16 protein-coding genes and 1 tRNA gene are annotated in these 18,194 nt (G+C 46.3%); 12 read left to right on the forward strand and 5 right to left on the reverse strand.

What is annotated here, in order from left to right; translation table 11 throughout:
- Positions 1-129 precede the first annotated feature (129 nt).
- The 5 genes from gdhA to SPIGRAPES_RS14990 form a co-directional block, all read right to left on the reverse strand.
- A complete protein-coding gene (gene gdhA / locus SPIGRAPES_RS14970; RefSeq protein WP_014271599.1) occupies positions 130-1,491 on the reverse strand; it encodes an NADP-specific glutamate dehydrogenase in 1,362 nt (453 codons plus the stop codon).
- Positions 1,492-1,775: 284 nt separating this feature from the next.
- Complete coding sequence (gene mtnA / locus SPIGRAPES_RS14975) at positions 1,776-2,828, reverse strand: S-methyl-5-thioribose-1-phosphate isomerase (RefSeq protein WP_014271600.1); 1,053 nt, start codon at positions 2,826-2,828, stop codon at positions 1,776-1,778.
- 12 nt (positions 2,829-2,840) lie between these two features.
- Positions 2,841-4,139, reverse strand: coding sequence for an amidohydrolase family protein (locus tag SPIGRAPES_RS14980; protein WP_014271601.1), 1,299 nt, complete (start codon positions 4,137-4,139; stop codon positions 2,841-2,843).
- A 38-nt stretch (positions 4,140-4,177) separates the two neighbouring features.
- Positions 4,178-5,887 (reverse strand): AMP-binding protein, encoded by a 1,710-nt coding sequence (locus SPIGRAPES_RS14985; protein ID WP_014271602.1) that lies wholly within the window; start codon positions 5,885-5,887, stop codon positions 4,178-4,180.
- 150 nt (positions 5,888-6,037) lie between these two features.
- Positions 6,038-6,799, reverse strand: a complete 762-nt coding sequence (locus tag SPIGRAPES_RS14990; RefSeq protein ID WP_014271603.1) for an HAD family hydrolase — start codon at positions 6,797-6,799, stop codon at positions 6,038-6,040.
- Positions 6,800-6,852: 53 nt separating this feature from the next.
- Here SPIGRAPES_RS14990 and SPIGRAPES_RS14995 point away from each other — a divergent pair, with 53 nt between their 5' ends.
- The 12 genes from SPIGRAPES_RS14995 to udk all read left to right on the forward strand — a co-directional run bounded on the left by SPIGRAPES_RS14995 (position 6,853) and on the right by udk (position 18,194).
- Positions 6,853-7,587, forward strand: a complete 735-nt coding sequence (locus SPIGRAPES_RS14995) for a uracil-DNA glycosylase family protein (RefSeq protein WP_014271604.1) — start codon at positions 6,853-6,855, stop codon at positions 7,585-7,587.
- A 146-nt stretch (positions 7,588-7,733) separates the two neighbouring features.
- A complete protein-coding gene (locus SPIGRAPES_RS15000) occupies positions 7,734-8,615 on the forward strand; it encodes a 4-(cytidine 5'-diphospho)-2-C-methyl-D-erythritol kinase (RefSeq protein WP_014271605.1) in 882 nt (293 codons plus the stop codon).
- 43 nt (positions 8,616-8,658) lie between these two features.
- Complete coding sequence (gene spoVG / locus SPIGRAPES_RS15005; protein ID WP_014271606.1) at positions 8,659-8,943, forward strand: septation regulator SpoVG; 285 nt, start codon at positions 8,659-8,661, stop codon at positions 8,941-8,943.
- Positions 8,944-8,988: 45 nt separating this feature from the next.
- Positions 8,989-9,061, forward strand: a tRNA-Gln gene (locus SPIGRAPES_RS15010).
- Between the two features lie 171 nt (positions 9,062-9,232).
- Positions 9,233-9,868, forward strand: coding sequence for a 50S ribosomal protein L25 (locus SPIGRAPES_RS15015; RefSeq protein WP_014271607.1), 636 nt, complete (start codon positions 9,233-9,235; stop codon positions 9,866-9,868).
- On the forward strand, positions 9,865-10,428 hold the full coding sequence (pth, locus tag SPIGRAPES_RS15020; protein WP_014271608.1) for an aminoacyl-tRNA hydrolase: 564 nt from the start codon (positions 9,865-9,867) through the stop codon (positions 10,426-10,428). The genes SPIGRAPES_RS15015 and pth overlap by 4 nt, the downstream gene beginning before the upstream one ends.
- Positions 10,397-11,827, forward strand: a complete 1,431-nt coding sequence (gene tilS / locus SPIGRAPES_RS15025) for a tRNA lysidine(34) synthetase TilS (protein WP_014271609.1) — start codon at positions 10,397-10,399, stop codon at positions 11,825-11,827. The genes pth and tilS overlap by 32 nt, the downstream gene beginning before the upstream one ends.
- Positions 11,817-13,883: an ATP-dependent zinc metalloprotease FtsH gene (gene ftsH, locus SPIGRAPES_RS15030; RefSeq protein WP_014271610.1), complete on the forward strand. Its 2,067-nt coding sequence runs from the start codon at positions 11,817-11,819 to the stop codon at positions 13,881-13,883. Before tilS ends, ftsH begins: the two co-directional genes overlap by 11 nt.
- Positions 13,884-13,891: 8 nt before the next feature.
- A complete protein-coding gene (lepA, locus tag SPIGRAPES_RS15035; RefSeq protein WP_014271611.1) occupies positions 13,892-15,709 on the forward strand; it encodes a translation elongation factor 4 in 1,818 nt (605 codons plus the stop codon).
- 87 nt (positions 15,710-15,796) lie between these two features.
- The gene (locus tag SPIGRAPES_RS15040) at positions 15,797-16,828 is read left to right on the forward strand and encodes an aldose epimerase family protein (protein WP_014271612.1); all 1,032 of its coding nucleotides are present in this window, start codon (positions 15,797-15,799) and stop codon (positions 16,826-16,828) included.
- Positions 16,828-17,583: a TIM barrel protein gene (locus SPIGRAPES_RS15045; protein ID WP_014271613.1), complete on the forward strand. Its 756-nt coding sequence runs from the start codon at positions 16,828-16,830 to the stop codon at positions 17,581-17,583. The genes SPIGRAPES_RS15040 and SPIGRAPES_RS15045 overlap by 1 nt, the downstream gene beginning before the upstream one ends.
- Positions 17,583-18,194 carry a uridine kinase gene (udk, locus tag SPIGRAPES_RS15050; RefSeq protein WP_041385425.1) on the forward strand — a complete coding sequence of 204 codons (612 nt, stop codon included), beginning with the start codon at positions 17,583-17,585 and terminating at the stop codon, positions 18,192-18,194. Before SPIGRAPES_RS15045 ends, udk begins: the two co-directional genes overlap by 1 nt.

Below are 18,194 nucleotides of genomic sequence, written 5' to 3' on the forward strand. Positions count from 1 at the left end.
AAAATGAAGACCTCTTTGAACCTCCGGTTTTGTTCTGGCAGGTGCCGTATTGGTGAATAAGGGAAGAATCCATATGCAAAAGAAAAGCAGGCCTAAGCCTGCTTGTTTCAAATCATGGAAAATGTAGGTTTATACATAGCCCTGGGCAATCATAGCCTCGGAAACTTTCAAGAAACCGGCGATATTTGCACCATCGATGAAATTGTTTTTCGTGCTGTATTTCTCTGCGGCGGCATCGATCGAAACATAGATGTTTTTCATGATACCCTGCAGCTGCTGGTCGACTGTCTGTGCCGACCACTGCAAGCGTCCGCTATTCTGGGACATTTCCAATCCGGAAACGGCAACCCCTCCGGCATTTGCTGCCTTTGAGGGAGCCTGGAGCACTCCTGCATCGGTAAAGATATCATCAGCCTCGAGGGTCGTAGGCATATTTGCACCTTCCCCGATGAGTTGTATGCCATTTGCCACGAGGTTTCTTGCATCCTTGGCATTGATTTCGTTCTGGGTAGCCGAGGGGAAGGCATAGTCAGCCTTTACTTCCCAAAGTGGGTTGTAATCCCTCTGTCCATTATGAGGTATATAGGTGGCCTCTTTGTACTGTTGTGCATATTCGGCAATGCGTCCCCTGCGTACGTTTTTCAAGGTTTTTACGTAGGCAAGTTTTTTCTCGTCGATTCCCGAGGGATCGATAAGAACACCGCTGGAATCACTCATCGAGATAACCTTTGCACCCATTTGGTTGAGTTTTTCTGTAGTGTACTGGGCAACGTTTCCACTGCCGCTGACAAGACAGGTTTTTCCGTCGTAGGTTTTCCCTTGTGCCTCGAGCATGGCTGCACAAAGATAGACCAAACCGTATCCGGTAGCCTCCGGCCTGATATAGGATCCCCCGTAGGACATACCCTTTCCGGTAAGAATACCGACGAATTTGTTGTTCATCCGCTTGTACTGGCCGAACATATAACCGATTTCTCTTCCCCCGACGCCAATATCACCGGCAGGGACGTCAGTATCCTCTCCAATGTGCCTGCTGAGCTCGGTCATGAAGCTCTGACAAAAACGCATGACCTCCCCGTCGCTTTTCCCCTTTGGATTGAAGTCGCTTCCACCTTTGCCTCCACCCATGGGTAGTCCAGTAAGGCTGTTTTTAAACGTTTGTTCGAATGCAAGGAATTTCAAGATGGAAAGGTTTACAGAAGGATGGAGCCTGAGACCTCCCTTGTAGGGACCGATTGCACTGTTCATCTGGACTCTGAATCCACGATTAAGTTGCAGTTGCCCGTCGTCATCGAACCAAGGGACCCTGAACATTACAACGCGCTCAGGCTCTACGACTCTATCAAGAACTTTGTGATATACAAGCTGTGGGATATCTTCGATAAGTTTGTCGATTGAATTCATGAAAGATGTGACAGCTTGGATGAATTCAACTTGTCCTGGGTCAACTTGTCGGACATGGTCCATAACTTTTTGGGTTACCTCATGCATAAAAAACTCCTCTCTTCTTCTTTTTTCCTTATAAATCTGTATAAATATGCAAATTTATGTATGCATAATACTGAATTATCAGGATAAGGTATAGTATTTAGGTAAAACAAAATTTATTGAAAAAATATTGATGTATTACTAAAAAGGAAGGAATTTTAAACAAACCTGAGGTAATGCGCAATTGGAGGGGGCTTCATTGAGAATGCACTAAAAACAGACCAAGGTCAAAAATGTGAAAAAAAGGTCAAAAAAAGAAGGCTGGAAAAACCAGCCCCCTTTTATTCCTACAGCAAAGATTCGCCGTTTCTCAAACGTTCTATGTTCTCGCGGAAGGGAGGACGTATAATTCCTCTCTCTGTGATGATGCCGGTAATATTCTGGTGTGGGGTTACATCAAAACAGGGGTTGTACACATCCATGCCATCAGGGGCGACTTGCACGCCTCCAGGGTGGGTTACTTCTTCCTTTGACCGTTCTTCGATAGGAATGTCGGCTCCGCTCGCAATGGAGAAGTCGATGGTAGATACTGGAACGACACTGTAGAAGGGAATCCCATATTCCTTGCAGATAACAGAGAGTGCGAAGGTCCCGAGCTTGTTGGCGACATCGCCGTTTGCAGCGACACGGTCCCCGCCGAGAACAACAAGGTCAATCTTCCCGTCTCGTATAAGGGTGGCCGCTGCGCTGTCGGGAATAAGTTTTGAAGGGATTTTTGCTTGCATGAGTTCCCAGGCTGTCAACCGCGAGCCTTGGAAGCGAGGTCTGGTTTCATCGGCATAGACAAAAATATTCTTGTCGTCGTAGAAAGCTGTTTTGATGACTCCCAGAGCCGTTCCCCATCCTGCGGTAGCAAGGGCCCCGGTGTTGCAATGGGTGAGAATGGTTGCATTGGCAGGAACCACAGTGTTGCCGATTCTTCCAATTTCCTTATTCGTAGCGATGTCTTCGCTACGGATAGCGTCTGCATCGGTTTTCAGGAGGGCGATAATTTGTTCGATAGGCAGCTTTTTTGCCTTTTCATAGGTACCGAGCATCCTGTCAATTGCCCATTTCAGGTTAACTGCGGTAGGGCGGGCGAGTGAGAGGAACGCACAGGCTTGCTTGAATTTCGTCTCGAAATCCTTCTCGCCTGCAAATTCCTTAGCAGCCATATACACCCCGTAAGCCGCGGTTGCCCCGATAGCCGGGGCCCCCCGGACTACCATGTCACGGATCGAAAACTCGACATCTTTATACGTATTGCATACGAAAAGCGTAAACGTGGTAGGTAAAACCCGCTGATCGATCAGGAACAGCTTTTCCTCCCTGTATTCCAGGGTAATAAATGTTTCATCCATTTTATCTCTCCTCTAGCGTTTTTGAATATCATCCCAACAGGCGTTTGTCTGTTCTCTTATCGATTCGAAATCGAGTCCGAGCAGATTTTTGTTTTCCATTACCAGCTTACCCTGGCAGAATACAGAATCTATATCGGAAGCCTGTGTTGAGAATACCAAGGAACTGAAGGGATCGTTCAGTGGTGTGAGGTGGCTTTTCTTTGTATCTATGAGGATCAAATCGGCTTCTTTTCCTACTTCGATTGTGCCTATGCGTGAATCGAGGCCCAAGGCCTTTGCCCCATTGATGGTTGCCATTTCCAGAATTTTGTACGGGCTAAGGTTTCCAGGGTTTCCACTTGAAACGGTACTGAGCAAAGAAGCAATATGCATTTCCTCAAACATGTTCTGGTTGTTATTACTGCTTGACCCATCTGTTCCCAGTGAAACGTTGATCCCTTGCCTCGAGTAGTTCCCTATCGGGGCGATTCCGCTTGCAAGTTTGCAGTTGCTTGTAGGATTATGAGCAATCGAAGCGTCAAGGGTGGCCAAAAGACGGATATCCTCATCGGTCAGGTAGACACAATGGGCAAGGATGCTTTTGATGCCGGAGAAAATTCCCATGTCATAGAGATATCGCAAGGGGGTTTTTCCGTGCTCAGCTATGCACTCATCGAATTCAGCCTTTGTCTCGGAAAGATGGGTATGCAGCAGAAGCTGGTGGTCCAAGGCCCAATCGTGGCCATAACGGTACGTATCTGCAGAGCAGGTGTATATGGCATGGGGGGCCACAGAGACTATGATACGTCCATCCGATCGCTCAACCTCATATCGGATATCCTTGGGGTTCTTTGCCATTCTCTTCTTTGAATCTTCAAGGTTCCCGAACAGGGTCAATCCGATGCAAGCGCGAATTCCAGCCTCATTTGCTGCCTGTGCTGTAGCAGCCTGTGAAAAATACATGTCATTGAAGGTTGTAATTCCACTTTGTATCGATTCGATCACTCCGAGGCGGGAGGCAGTGAGAATATCTGAATCGGTTAATTTTGCTTCGATGGGGAATATTTCGCCCAACCAGTCCTGGAGATTGGCTGCGGTATCTTTATAGTTACGCATCAGTCCCATGCTGAGGTGGGTATGGGTATTCACCAAGGCCGGCATAGCAATAAAAGAGGATCCATCAATGGTTTTGTCTGCGACAAAATCCTGCGGACCCTTTCCTGCGAATACGATTTTTTTCCCTTCAATCCCAATATCTCCCGTAAACGAAACGTTCTCAGAAGTCATAGGTAGTATAAGGGCATTGGAAATAAGAGTTTTCATAGCTCCCATACTAGCATCGAGTAGCTATGAAAGTCTATCGGCAATTTTTAGGCAATGACTTTTCCCCGTTTGATTTTCTGGGTACTGGTCATAGCCATTGGTTTATCGATGAGAGTCAGCTTGGTAATCTTTTTATATCCGGATAGATTTTGGTTTACTTCTTTGATTACAGCCTCGAGGTTTTTCTGTGGATCTTCCTTGCTTTCCTTGAAAAAATCCATATTCGGATAAATGACGGCCTCGATGCATTCTGCAGGAACATCCTTTTTCTCTTGATAACCCCTGATAAGAACCTGTTCTACCTGGGTATAGAGTTGGAACAGATCCTCGATTTCCTCGGGATATACATTCTTTCCGCCCTCAGTAACAATAAGGTTTTTTGCCCTTCCTTTGAGATAGAGGTAGTTTTCCTTGTCAAGGCAACCAAGGTCACCGGTTTTCAAGTACCCATCCTCGGTAAAGAGTTCCTTGGTGTGTGCCTTGTCTTTATAATAGCCCCTGGTAACGTTGGGACCTTTCACGAGAATTTCGCCAATGCCTTTTTCGTCTGGGTTTCCGATTTTCATGTCGACCAGCGGGAAACACATGCCGACTGATTCAATTTTGAAATGGCTGATCGGATTGAGCGTGAGGATCGGACTGGTTTCTGTAAGGCCATACCCCTGTATAAAATCAAGTCCCAGTTGCTGATATTGTTTGAATACCTTGGGAGAAAGGGGACCCGCCCCACAGATACAGATCCGGTTGTGATCCAAGCCGATTTTATTGAGCAGAAGCTTGTTGAAGGTCTTTCGAAATGGATTTAGATGGAGATATTTCTTCATGATTCCGTTTATGAACATCATCGTATGAACAAGGGAATTCACAAAGACCCCCTTTTTCTTGACTTGCTTCATCATGCCCGAAAGTACTTTATTGTATAGCAGGGGAATGCCCATGAAAATTGTGACATTCCCTCTGGTCAGGTCGACGATCATCTTGGAAACGGCAATCTCATGTCCAAATACACATTCAGAGCCATGACGGATGCTTTCAAGCAAGACGGACGTGCAGCAATAGCTATGGTGGAGTGGCAACAGGGCATACAGGACATCCCGGTCATCCAACTCAAGGAAAATCCCATCGCAGGCTTGGTATACGTCGCTGATGATATTGGCGTGGGAAAGGACGGCACCTTTTTCATTTCCCGTAGTACCGCTGGTAAAAAGGATTGCAGCATCATCCTCGCACGAAGATGGCACAGAGGGATACAGCTTGGTTGGCTTTAACTCTTCTAAGGTCGGGCAATGTTTGCTTCTGCCGAGAAGGGTTGCAACTCCCTTGAGGTTATTTACCCAGGGTGCGTCTAGGGACAGTGCGTCGATTACCGAGCTGTCTCCAAAAAAGAAAGATGCCTCACAGAAAGCACTGAGGGTTCCTACTCTGTCCGGATGCATCTGGTTATCCAAGGGGACAACGATACCGCCGGCATAGAATACAGATAGATAGGCCAAGGCCCATTGGGGGGAATTTTTACCGTTGATTACGACCTTGTCCCCTTTTTTTAGACCCTGTTGCTGTAAGTATGATCCAATGCGGGAACATTCGTCATACACCTCGGTATAGGTCATAGTGTTTCGGTCTGGCGTAAATACCGTAAAACACTTATTTCCAGGGAATTGCTGCAAGCTGATCATAAACATTTCCAGAATCGTAGGCCATTTGCCGGGGAAAAGTATTCCCCTATATTCGTCTATCTCTTCCCATGAATGCTTCATTGAGGTAAATCTCCTTTCTGCCAGCATGATAGAAATGTACTATTCATACTGAAGCTCAAATCATTCTTGATTTTTACAGAAAGGGGTATGATTGTCAATGAAAAAATAATTTCTTTGATTATTGGAGTTTAGAAATATAGTTATATATTACTATGTGGAAGAAAAGAGCCTATTGTCATTACGAAGGCTAGAAATATCGTCATAGAGTACATCACATTTTTTTTGGAGTAGTTTTTTATTGTTGCTTCCGCTTAATAGTGCTATGCAATATCCAGCTTTGCTATTCTTGGCAAACTGCATATCGGTGCCTGTGTCTCCGACTACAGCCACCGATTCGCTTTTGAGATTGAATAGTGTGCAAAACTCGTTAAAAGCCTCGGGGTCCGGCTTTCTCTTATATCCACTATCCCTTGCGCTTATAAAGTCAACTTTATCGTCCAGTCCCATCTGTTTGAGAAACAGGAGTGTCGAGGATTTTGTGTCGCTGGTTATAACCCCGATACGGTATCCTGTTTCCTTTAGCTGTCTGAACAGTTCCTGCTGGACAGAGAAATCCATTGATTTGAGCTTTTCCTTTATCAGGTTTTCGCTGTTGTGGACATTCTCCTCGTAGGTTTTGAAGGCTTTGACTGCATTGATTCTATAGCGCAGGCAGAACAGCATGAACCTGCATAGAATCTTGCCTTTCTTGTGGGTGAATACCAACCCTTTTGCTATTGTATTGCCTTCGCTATCGATCCCAAGCATGCGTAACATGGCCTTTTTTGCCGATTCATTATGCGGTTTTCCCAATACGATGAAAGCATTGCTGATAGACTCTGCAAGTACTTCCGCCCAAACCTGTGCATAGTCAAAGAGTGTTCCGTCTTTATCGAAAATGATTCCCTTGAGAGGATAGCTGTTTTGTGTCATGGTACGGTATGATAAATCAATTTGTGGTTGTCTGACTAGTGGAGGAGAAAGTGATGGAATTTGCCCATACGGTTCGTGATCGTACGTTGTTGCTCAGGTCTCAGGTGGAATCGTTGCGATTCTCCAAAGATTACATTGTCTATGACCCCCTCGATTATGCCTGGAACCTGCATGAACAGTATATTTTACGATATCTTTGCCACCCAGTGAAAGCTATCTTCCTTGGAATGAACCCTGGTCCCTTCGGCATGGCACAGACAGGGGTGCCCTTTGGCGAAATCAATGCAGTGAAAACGTTCATGAAAATTGAAGGGGAGGTTGGAAAACCTTCTTTTGAACATCCTGCACGGCCGGTGAAAGGTCTTTCCATCCAACGGAGCGAAGTTAGCGGAAAGCGGCTCTGGGGGTTGCTGTCAGATCATTATGCTACTGCTGAACAATGTTTTGGGGAGGTTTCCGTATTGAACTATTGTCCCCTTGTCTTCATGGATAGGGGTCCCACAGGAAAAAACATTACCCCTGACAAACTTCCCAAGATTGAACGTCTTGCTTTGGAAACCATATGTGATAGCTATTTGTCGGATTTGGTTGTCCTGCTGGAGCCTACCTATTTGATAGGGGTCGGCAACTATGCAAAAGCAAAACTGATGAAAATCGCAGAATCACTTGGCACAGGTTGCAAGGTCGATTCCATTCTGCATCCAAGCCCGGGAAATCCTCTTGCCAACAAGGGGTGGGCTGAGAAAACCGAACAGAAATTGATAGATCTTGGGGTATGGGACGCGTAGGTACGCCAAGACGCTATGAATATTATATAACTTTTTTTTAAATGCCCCACTCTAAGTGTAGTAAAAAAAGAAAAAATATGCTATTAGACTAGGTATCTGAAAAAAACTTACTGGACAATATGGCAGGTGTTTGCTAACATTTGAAAATGGAATGCAAAATTTTTTGTCAGGCGTATGCAAAGATAAATTTACACCTTGCCGTAGGTTTGCCTGATGAAAGTGGGTATCACACAATAGAATCGATTTTTTCCAAAGTAGGGCTGTACGATTCGCTTGAGGTAAGCTATTCAGAAAGCCCTTTTTTTTCCATAGAGGTCAGGGGGCTCGAACAGTATTGTCTTCCTGGTATGGATACTCTCACGAAGGCTGCAAACCTTTGGTATGCGAAAAGCAAAGTCCCTTTTTCCATCCTGGTTGACTGTAAGAAGGTTATTCCAGTGAAGGCTGGATTGGGAGGGGGGTCCAGCGATGCTGCCTCGCTGTTGGCCGTCCTGCAACAAATTGCTGGTAAGAATGCTTTGGATTGTGAAGAACTGCAGCAAGTCGCCAGACAAGTAGGCAGTGATGTTCCGTTTTTCCTTTCGGGGTTTCCCAGCGCTCTGGTAAGGGGTAAGGGCGAGCTTGTCGAGAAAGTGAAGGTTCCTGAAAAGGAAGTTTTGCTGGTAATGCCGACCGGATTTGATATTTCTACGTCACAAGCCTACAAGGCTTTGGATGCGAGAAGGGAATCGGTCCCCTTGGTTGAGAGATATTCTCTTTCTTTTTTGCTTTCGCTGCTACAGAAAAATTGTTACACTTGGAATCATATGCTGTATAATGATTTTTCCCCATGTACTGGCCATACTGAATTCTATGATTCTTTGAATCGGCTTGCCTGCGAGTATTCGGGGTTTTACAGTTTGACAGGTAGCGGGGCCTGTTGGTTTTTTGTCAGTGAACAGAAAGATAAGCTCTTGCAATTGCAAGAAAAGATTACATTGTTGTTTGGTTCAAAGGTTCGAATGTGGCTTGCGCCATTGATGCAATAGGCGTTTCTTTTGAAAAGGGATTGCTTGCATTTGGGAGGTTGAAGTGGACATTTCAGAAGTACGTGTTCGAAAAGTTAATCAGAGTGGAAAACTCAAGGCCTATGTGACAGTGACTTTTGATAATCAATTTGTTGTTCACAATATTAAGATAATCGAAGGGAAGGAAGGCGATTTCATCGCTATGCCCAGCCGCCAGTTGGCTAATGGTGAATTTAAGGATGTTGCCCACCCGATAAGCAGCGAATTCAGGGATCACCTACAAAAAGTAGTAATGGAAGCGTATGCTTCAGAGTCGGAAAATCCAGTTCTTGTCGATGATAGTCTTTAACTGCTGGACAAAGGGTTGTTTTTATTATATTGTCGTATCGATCAGTGGGAAGTAGCCAAGCGGTTAAGGCTCTGGTTTTTGGTGCCGGCATGCGGGGGTTCGAATCCCTCCTTCCCAGTTTTTAAGGCAATCTATGTAATTGTAGGTTGCTTTTTTTTTGTAGTATGCTTGCAATGCAAGTTGTTGGTAGTATACTATTGTGTTCCAGTGGATATCTTGGATATTCCCAGTTTATGGTAATTGGATACCCTCCTAAAGGTAGTTCCAATGAGAGTGCAAGGAGTTTTATATGGTTGATAGCAAGAAGCTCACAGCTAGCGAGCGTACTACTGATTTCGGTTCGGCCGGTTCACGCCGTCTTCTTCGCCAGGGTTTTATCCCTGCGGTAATTTATGGTAAGAATGCCCCTGTTCATATCGTATTGAATGCCAAGGAATTTACCATGAAGTTGCGTCATTTCTCTGAAACAGCACTTCTGGAAATTACTGTCGGCAAGAAGAAATACGAGTGTCTCATGAAAGCCTATCAGGAAAATCTGATGAAAGGCCAGATCAAACACGTTGACTTCTACGAAGTTACCCGTGGACATTTGCTTCGCACCAAAGTCACCCTTACCTTGGAAGGCAATCCGATTGGAACCCGTGAAGGTGGTGTCCTTGACCAGGTTGTCTATGAAATTGAAATCGAATGTATGCCAAAAGATCTTCCCCAGACCATTACCGCCAACGTATCTGGTCTTAAGTTGAACCAGGTTCTTCATTTGAAAGATATCGCCCTTCCTTTGGGTGTCAAGCTTCTTGAAGACGTCTCAATGACTGTTGCTTCTGTCAAATCTGTCAAGGAAGAAGTTGTAGCTGCCGCTGCTGTAGAAGAAGTTGTCGCTGCTGCTGCCCCTGTTGCTCCGGAAGCCAAGGCAAAGAAATGAAGCTCGTCCTTGGCCTAGGTAACCCTGGGACCAAGTATGAACACACCAGGCACAACGTCGGTTTCGATGTTGTGTCCCAATGTGCAGCGTTTTTTCAGGTTAGCCTGAGAAAACGCTGTTTTCATCTTTACCGGCAGGCGAGTGTTGAGGTGGAGGGTGTCGGTTATACCCTGGTCCAACCGTTGACGTACATGAACGAGAGTGGAAAAATTGCAAGTGACTTCCCTGATGTTTCAGCCCAAGATATGATTGTAGTCTGTGATCAGATGGATTTGCCTCCTGGTACGATACGGGTACGCAAGGGTGGTTCTTCGGCGGGTCATAACGGTTTGAAAAGTTTGATCTCGGAATTCAAGGGGAGTGGTTTTATTCGCATTTATGTCGGTATCGGAAGACCCGGCCCTGGGATTTCCGTAATTGACCATGTCCTGTCCCTTGATTCCGATCCGTTGGCAAGAAAGGGCGTAGACCTGGCAAGTAAGGCTCTTGTTGACTTACTCCAGGGAAAAACCCTCGAGGAGGTAGCATTTGCCTATAATCGACGAAACAGTCCCCAATGAAATTCGTCTTTTTTTGCAAAAACAGGGAATTGCCCGTGACGACCTGATAGTAGTCGCCTTTAGCGGGGGTAGCGATTCTTTGGCAATGCTTGCCGCTTTTTCTTCCTTGATGGAAGAGGGTTCCTTGCTTGCCGTATATGTCAACCATAGAATCAGGAGTGACAGCGAACTTGCCATAGAACTTGCATTGAACGAAAAGAATTGTAAGGAGCTTGGCATCCCCCTTGTGGTTATCGACTTGGGATTCGGTGAAGTCGAACGGGTAAGCCTGCTGCGTTCCTCGGGTATCGAAGAGGCTGCGCGTACCTTGCGGTATGCTGCCTTGTCCCGGATTTGCCAGGAAAAAGGGGCTCGGTTTTTGGCGACAGCCCATACCTGCGATGATCAGATGGAAACAGTGCTCATGAGGGTTTTCCATGGTAGCCCTGTTTCCGCGCTGGGGGGGATCGACCCTTTCAGGAAGAATCATTTTGATGGAATCTCTCTTATTAGACCTGTTTTGGAGCTCAGCCACGTGCAGTTGCAGAGGTATTTGCAGGACCGTGGAATTGGCTGGACAGAGGATTCGACAAACCTTTGCGACAAATATTTCCGCAATGCCCTTCGCCATACGGTTTCCCCTGCAATCCTCTCTTTGTTCCCCCAAGCCTACTCAGCTTTGTCCCGGCTACATAAAAGAACAAGGGAAGTCTCTGATTTTCTTGAAAGAGAGGCGACAAAAGCAATGGAGCAGGTGGGGTGCTCCTTGCCTGTCAGCATCGGCCTTCCTTATTTCCTATCCATAGAACCCCTTGTCAGGGATACTGTGCTCTATCGGATGTTCGATCTACTTTGTGGGGAAAAACCAATACGCATAAGCTATGCCATGATACAAAGGATCCGGGATGGGCTGGAATCCAGCAAGGAAGACGCAACCTGGACAATCTCTGCCTTTGGCACCACAGCGCGATTTTCGCACGGTGTGTTTACCTGGGAAAAAGAAAACACTGCATATCAATACTGCCTTGAGTTGAAAAAGGATGGGAAGGAGTGTATTGTGGAACTTCCTGACGGTTTTTCGCTCGCTGTGAGGCAATATAAGGAAGATTCTGACCCGACATTGATTCGCATAGGTATCGGAATCCTCGAAAACCCTATTGTCCGTTCACCTCTGGAAGGGGATACGATTTCCCTGCAGGGCAAAACTGTTTTGCTTTCCAAGCTTTTTTCTGAGTGGAAGATACCTGCTTCCCTCCAACCTTGTATTCCTGTACTTGAAGACAAACAAGGTATAGTTGCTGTTTTCGGAAGGATTTATGGAGGGCGTGACAGGCTGTGTGCCAGATGTAAAAGCACCCTTGCCCATGACCCGACAAATATATATAGTATTATAAAAAGGAACGAATGCCGTGAAATTTAGAAACGATAATCAGGAACCTGATACAGAAAACCAGCCCGATAAAAAGGATGATAAGCAATACTGGCAAGGCCGGTCGGATGATGGAAAAAAGCCTTCGTTCATGCCTAAAAACAATCCCAAAAACCGTTTTGCCCTGATTGTATTCATTACCCTGGCAATTATGTTTACCTATATGTTTTTTGATAGTACGTCAAATGCAAAGGACCAGGTTGTTCCCTATACGACGTTCCTTTCCTACGTTGAATCAAACCAGGTGACCAAGGTCGAGATCAAGGAACAGACACAGATCCATTTCTCGCTTGAGAATGGTATTTCTGCGCAGACAAGGATTCCCTATTTTGACGATGGTCTTCTCGCTGTCTTGAAAGCCCACAAAGTCTCTGTCACCGGTTCGGCCCAAGAGATTTCTTTCTTGCAGATTTTGATTCAACTGCTCCCTTGGTTGATTTTTATTGGCTTTACCGTAATGCTTTACCGCCAAACAAGCGGCATGAATGGAAAGATGATGTCCTCTTTGGGTAAGAGCAAGGCCAAAGAATATATGGAAGGGGATACAAAGACCACGTTCAAGGATGTTGCAGGCCAGATAGAGGCCAAATATGAATTGGAAGAGGTGGTTGCCTTTCTCAAGCATCCTGACCATTTTACCAAGGTCGGAGCTAAGATTCCCCGTGGCGTATTGCTTGTGGGACCTCCCGGAACAGGTAAAACCCTGTTGGCCAAGGCGGTCGCAGGCGAAAGTGGTGTTTCCTTTTTCCATACCAGCGGTTCCGATTTTGTCGAGATGTTTGTCGGCATGGGGGCTGCCCGGGTCAGGGATCTGTTCGAACAAGCCAGAAAACACTCACCCTGTATCCTGTTCATCGACGAATTGGATGCAGTCGGGCGTACCCGCGGAGGTGGGCTTGGTGGGGGAAACGATGAACGTGAGCAGACTTTGAACCAGATTCTTGTTGAAATGGATGGGTTTGAAACTACCGCAGGCGTTATTGTCATGGCTGCCACCAACAGACCTGATGTCTTGGACCCGGCATTGCTTCGCCCGGGACGTTTCGACCGACAGGTCGTAGTCGATCTTCCGGATATCAAGGAACGTGAGGCTATTTTGAAAATTCACTGCAGGAAGATTAACCTGGAGAGCGATGTGGATCTCAAACGTCTTGCCCGTGGTTCTGCAGGAACCAGTGGAGCCGACCTTGCAAATATGGTCAATGAGGCTGCTTTGTTTGCTGCCAGGAAGAATAAGACAACTGTTAGCATGGCTGACATGGAAGAGGCAATTGATAAAGTCCTCCTCGGGGTTGCCCGCAAGAGTAGGGCAATGTCCGATGAGGAAAAAATGGCAACAGCCTATCATGAGGCCGGCCATACTCTTTTGCATTACTATCTCAAGAATCTCGATCCGTTGCACAAGGTTACAATTATCCCCCATGGAAGAGCTTTGGGCCTGACTGTCAGTCTGCCCGAGCGAGACCCGTATACGAAGAGACGCTCGATGCTCAACGATTGGATCAAAGTCTGTATGGGTGGCTACGTAGCCGAGGATCTGGTGTACGGTGAAACAACCACCGGTACCAGCAATGATATAAAGCAGGCAACCGATATTGCCAGGCGTATGGTAACCGAATGGGGTATGAGCGGTCTGGGGTTTGTCAATCTTGCAGATGAGTCAGAACCGTTGTTCCTTGGCAGGGAGATTACCCAGCACAAGGATTATAGTGATGAAACGGCACGAAGGATTGATGAGGAAGTACAGAAGATATTGGCTGAAGCTATGGCTGAAACCCATTCGATTCTTTCTGTTCACCGAGACCAGTTGGATTTGCTGACCAAGGTCTTGGTCGAGAAAGAGACGTTGGATGACAAGCAGGTTCGAATACTCCTTGGCTTTGAGCTTTTGGATAGCCAGAAGACTCCCCGTGAAGAAGCGGGAGTGGAAATGACTGATAAGCCCGAAGAAGCTTCCAGCGAAGAAACGGCCCAGGCCCAGACCGATGAGCCCCAAGAGACTCCCCGCGAAGATGTGAAACAGGACCAGAGCGAAACTAACGTATAAGGATTAATATGTCGAAGGATTCTTCACTCACAAGAAATTTCTGTATTATTGCCCATATAGACCACGGTAAATCGACGCTTGCCGATCGTTTTATCGAGAAAGCCAAACTCGGTGTTACCAGGGGACCTGCCCAGTCGCAGATCCTCGATAACATGGATATAGAGAGAGAACGGGGAATCACGATTAAAAGTCAGGCCGTTACGATTCCCTATACTGCAAAAGACGGTAAAACCTACGAGTTGAATCTTGTCGATACTCCGGGACATGTTGACTTTTCTTACGAGGTCTCCCGGGCGATCAGTTCCTGTGAAGGAGCCTTGTTGCTCGTTGATGCATCCCAGGGGGTAGAAGCCCAAACGATAGCCAACCTCTATATGGCAGTTGAGCATAACCTGACGGTTATCCCTGTCATAAACAAGATTGACTTGGCTTCTGCCGATATTCCTGCATGCCTTCACCAGATTGACCATGACCTTGGGTTGGATACTGATCTGACCGTGCAGGTCAGTGCAAAGACAGGGGTGGGAGTCGATGAGCTTTTTGAGTCGATTGTCACTAATATTGAACCTCCCCAGGGTAGCGACGCAGCTCCTCTCCAGGCTCTGATCTTTGATTCCCATTATGATGCCTACCGCGGGGTTATCGTGCATTGCCGTGTTGTCGAAGGGGTAATGAAGGTCGGGGATGAAATAACCTTTATGCACAGTGATGCCAGCTATAAACTTGAAGAAGTCGGAATTTTCCAGCTTGGGCTGGTAAAGACCGGTGAGCTTCATTATGGCGATGTAGGGTATTGTGTAGCAGGGGTCAAGACCATCAGCGATATCCGTGTCGGCGATACGATTACCAGTGTCATAAACCCTGCAAAGAGTCCTTTGCCTGGATTCAAGGATGTCAAACCTGTTGTCTTCAGCTCTATTTATCCGGTTGACACCAATGACTATGAAGAGTTGAATGATGCCATCGAGCGCTTGAAGCTCAATGATGCATCGCTTATCTATGAAAAAGATTCTTCGGCCGCACTTGGCTTTGGATTCAGGTGTGGGTTTCTGGGCATGCTTCATCTTGAAGTAGTTCAGGAACGCATCGAACGTGAGTTCAACCTTTCCATTGTGTTCACGAGTCCTTCTGTCTCCTATATCGTGCATATGAGAAACGGTGATGTGTTACATATCGATAATCCTTTGACTTACCCGGAACCGATGCAGGTAGAGTATGCCGAAGAACCCTATATCCGTGCGAATGTGATTACCCCGACCCAGTATGTCGGGCCAATCATTACCCTTTGCATGGAGAAACGTGGGGTACAGACCGGGATGAACTATCTGGATGAGAAGCGTGTCGAACTTGTCTACGATATGCCCCTTGCGGAAGTCCTGTTTGATTTCTATGACCGTCTCAAGTCCATATCGCGGGGCTATGCTTCGTTTGATTACGAAGTGAACGGGTACAAGAAGACAGATTTGGTCAGAATGGATATTCTGGTAAACGGTGAACCTGTCGATGCGCTCAGCCAATTGGTTTTCCGCGGAAACAGCCAGAAAAGGGGACGGCAGGTCTGTTCAAGGCTGGTCGGGGAAATTCCTCGCCAGCAGTTCAAGATTGCCATCCAGGCTGCTATAGGCGGTACCATAGTCAGCAGGGAAACCATCAATGCCTATCGCAAGGATGTCACTGCAAAGTGCTACGGCGGTGATATTGGGAGAAAGCGAAAGTTGTTGGATAAGCAGAAAGAAGGTAAGAAACGGATGAAGATGGTTGGGAATGTAGAGATACCTCAGGGTGCTTTCCTAGCTGTCTTGAAAAGTGACGAAACCTCCTCATAGGGTATTGGATAAATTTGAGATTGTTGGTTCTTTGCAATAGGGTGTATACTTTCCACTGAATTGAATTCAATAAAAACGGAGTGGTGTATGCTTTCAAAACAATCCTTTGGCTTTACCCCAGATAAAGAAGAAATACTATTGGTTACCCTGTCCAATGGTCCTTTCAGTGTAGAGATACTCAGCCTCGGCGGTATTATCCGCTCACTGAAGACCCCGGACAGGGAAGGCAATATCGGTGATATCGTGCTTGGGTTTGACGACCCCTTGGAAAACTTGAAATCTACAACGTATTTTGGCCAGATTGTGGGGCGTTTTGCAAACCGCATTGCCAAGGGCAGGTATTCGATCGATGGGACTGAATATCAGATGGAGACGAATGACGGTCCCAATGCCCTCCATAACGGAAAAAGCAATTTTGGCTGGAGAAACTGGCATGTAGAGACTTTCGAGTGGTCAGGTTCCCCTGGTGTGGTCTTGAGCCTTTTCAGTCCTGACGGTGATGGGGGTATGCCAGGATCCCTGAATATTACTGTCACCTATCTGCTTCGCTCAAATGGTGAGCTGATGATTGAGTATGAAGCTACTACTACAAAGAAAACCATTGTAAACATGACGAACCACAGCTATTTCAACCTTGCAGGGGCTGCAAACGGTACTATCCTTGACCATGAGGTCAAATTGGAATGTGACCATTACCTTGAAGTTGACAAATCGCTGATTCCCACCGGGAAAATCCTGAGTGTCTCAGGGACACCTTTTGATTTTACAAAGGCAAAACCGTTGGGCAGGGATATGCTGAAAGCAGGGGGGTACGACCATTGTTTCGTTGTTTCAAAGCATGCAACGAAACTGTTTGAGTTTGCCCAGGTCTATGAACCAGTATCAGGCAGGACAATGAAAATCAGTACGACAATGCCTGCTGTCCAGATGTATACAGGTAATTTTCTCAATGGAAATGATATCGGGAAAGGGAACGTAAGGTATGCAAAACATGCCGGCGTATGTTTTGAGACACAGTTTTTCCCTGATAGCCCGAATCATCCGAATTTCCCGTCCTGTGTCCTAGAGCCTTCCTCAGTGTATAAACACACGACGGTGTTCGCTTTTGGAGCAAAATAATGCAGTTCAGTGTCTGTATCGATTCTCTCTTCCAGGGTCAGGTTACTACAGAAACGTTTACCCATTTGAAAAGCATGGGGTTTGACTATGTCGAGTGGTGGTTGAATGAAGGGCGTGACCTTGATGCCCTGGAGGCTTCGATGCAGGCAACAGGTATTTCATGCCATGCTTTTTGCACACCTTTTATCTCCTTGGTGGATCCTTCTTTCCAAAATCAATACCTTGAAGAGTTGGAGAAGACCCTGGTTATTTCCCAGAGGTTTGGGAATCCTGTTATTATAAGCCAGATGGGACAGGCTACGGAAGAATCCCATGAACAGCAGCTGGAGTATCTTGCCGCGGGCCTTGACCGTTGCGCGCCCCTTATGCAGAAGTACGAGCGGTTGCTGGTTATTGAACCGCTGAATACGCGCTTGGACCACAAGGGCTATTCGGTAAGCCGTAGCGGCGATGCCGTTGCGGTCCTCAAGCTCGTGGATAGCCCCAGGATCAAGATGCTCTATGATATCTATCACCAACAGATCAGCGAAGGTGATATTCTTACCAGATTGCAGAAATATCTACCCTGGATAGGGCATATCCATGCGGCTGGGGTTCCCGGGAGAGGTGAACTGGATACCGGGGAATTGAGTTATAGGCGGATTTTCTCAGCTTTGGAGGGAATGGGGTATACACAGAAGGTCGGTTTGGAGTATTTTCCCAAAAGGCCTCCATTTGAAGGTTTGCAGATGTTTGTCCAGAGGAGAGAAACGTGATCAAGGAAGTGAAAATAATTGGGATTACCGGAGGTTCTGGATCAGGTAAGTCCACAATTGTCAGAAAGATTGCCGAAGTTTGTTCCGATTTTGTCTTTATTGCCCAGGATAATTATTATCGTTCGGCTACTTTTATTTCAAATGCAAACATTACGGCTTTTAATTTCGATCATCCTGATGCGTTTGACATGGAATTGCTCTTTCAGCATTTGAGTGACCTGAAAAAGGGGAAGCCCATCCAGATGCCACAATATGATTTTGTGCATCATAGACGAAAAGAAGAGACTGTTTTTGTTGAACCCAAGCCACTTGTTATTATTGAGGGACTCATGGTGCTCTATGAGAAAAATATACGAGACCTGCTTGATTTGAAGTTATATGTAGATACCCCGGACGATATACGGTTTATACGCAGGCTCAAGAGAGATATTGCGGAACGTGGCCGTACAGTCGATAGTGTTTGCAGCCAGTATCTGGAAGTGGTGAGGCCGGGGCATTTCAATTTTATTGAGCCTACGAAGGAATATGCCGATATCATCATCCCTGAAGGCGGATACAACGAAAATGCACTCTCTGTTCTCATTCCTTTTGTAAAAGAACTTTCTCGTTAG

This window comes from Sphaerochaeta pleomorpha str. Grapes (assembly GCF_000236685.1).
GTDB classification, from domain to species: Bacteria; Spirochaetota; Spirochaetia; order Sphaerochaetales; family Sphaerochaetaceae; genus Sphaerochaeta; species Sphaerochaeta pleomorpha.